This is a genomic window from Rhodococcus sp. NPDC003348 (genome assembly GCF_053589375.1).
On record NZ_JBSFRT010000092.1, the window covers coordinates 1 to 1,606 of the forward strand.

At 68.2% G+C, this 1,606-nt stretch carries 1 protein-coding gene; it reads left to right on the top strand.

The genetic code is table 11. From position 1 onward, the window contains the following. Positions 1 to 1,606: acyl-CoA carboxylase subunit beta (locus ACWDU4_RS28235; RefSeq protein ID WP_450117267.1), on the top strand; the 1,606-nt coding region annotated here is incomplete at both ends.

The following is a 1,606-nucleotide window of genomic DNA, read 5'->3' on the forward strand; positions in this document are numbered from 1 at the left end:
TGACCAGCGTCCAGGAGTCCGCCGCCACCGCGGCGTCGAATGTCCCCGATATCCACACGACCGCGGGGAAGCTCGCGGATCTGCATCGCCGTCAGGCGGAGGCGACCTTCCCGACCGGTGAGGCCGCCGTGGAGAAGGTGCACGCGAAGGGCAAGCTGACCGCCCGCGAACGCATCGAGGCACTGCTCGACGAGGGCTCGTTCGTCGAGCTGGACGCGTTGGCGCGGCACCGGTCGACGAACTTCGGGCTCGGGGACAACCGACCGGCCGGCGACGGCGTGGTCACCGGCTACGGCACCGTCGACGGCCGCGACGTGTGCGTGTTCTCCCAGGACGCGACCGTCTTCGGTGGGTCCCTGGGCGAGATCTACGGCGAGAAGATCGTCAAGGTGATGGACCTCGCTTTGAAGACCGGTCGGCCGCTGATCGGGATCAACGAGGGCGCCGGCGCCCGCATCCAGGAGGGCGTGGTCTCCCTCGGCCTGTACGGGGAGATCTTCCACCGCAACGTCCAGGCGTCCGGGGTGATCCCGCAGATCTCGCTGATCATGGGCCCGGCCGCGGGCGGGCACGTCTACTCGCCGGCGCTGACGGACTTCGTGGTGATGGTCGACCAGACCTCCCAGATGTTCGTCACCGGCCCGGACGTGATCAAGACCGTCACCGGTGAGGACGTCACCATGGAGGACCTGGGCGGCGCGCACACCCACATGGCGAAGTCCGGGGTCGCGCACTACGTCGCCTCCGGCGAGCAGGACGCCCTCGACTACGTCAAGGACCTGCTCTCGTACCTGCCGTCGAACAACCAGGCCGCCGCGCCCCGGCTGGAGGCGACGGATCCGATCGTCGGGTCGATCGAGGAGTCGCTGACCCCGGAGGATCTGGACCTGGACACGATCATCCCCGACTCGGCGAATCAGCCGTACGACATGCACGAGGTGATCCGTCGCCTGCTCGACGACGACGAGTTCCTCGAGGTGCAGGCCGGTCGCGCGGCGAACATCATCGTCGGGTTCGGTCGGATCGACGGCCGCTCGGTGGGCATCGTGGCGAACCAGCCGACCCAGTTCGCGGGCTGCCTGGACATCGACGCCTCGGAGAAGGCCGCCCGGTTCGTGCGCACCTGCGACGCGTTCAACGTCCCGATCGTCACCCTCGTCGACGTGCCGGGCTTCCTGCCGGGCACCGAGCAGGAGTACAACGGCATCATCCGGCGCGGGGCGAAGCTGCTCTACGCCTACGGTGAGGCCACCGTCGGGAAGATCACCGTCATCACCCGCAAGGCGTACGGCGGCGCGTACGACGTGATGGGTTCCAAGCACATGGGTGCCGATGTGAACCTGGCGTGGCCAACGGCGCAGATCGCGGTCATGGGTGCCTCGGGTGCGGTCGGGTTCGTCTACCGCAAGCAGCTCAAGGACGCCGCCGCGGCCGGTCAGGACGTCGATGCGCTGCGCCTGCAGTTGCAGAACGAGTACGAGGACACCCTCGTCAACCCGTACGTCGCCGCCGAACGCGGTTACGTCGACGCGGTGATCCCGCCGAGCCACACCCGCGGTCAGATCGTGTCCGCTCTGCGTCTGCTCGAACGCAAGATGGTCACCCT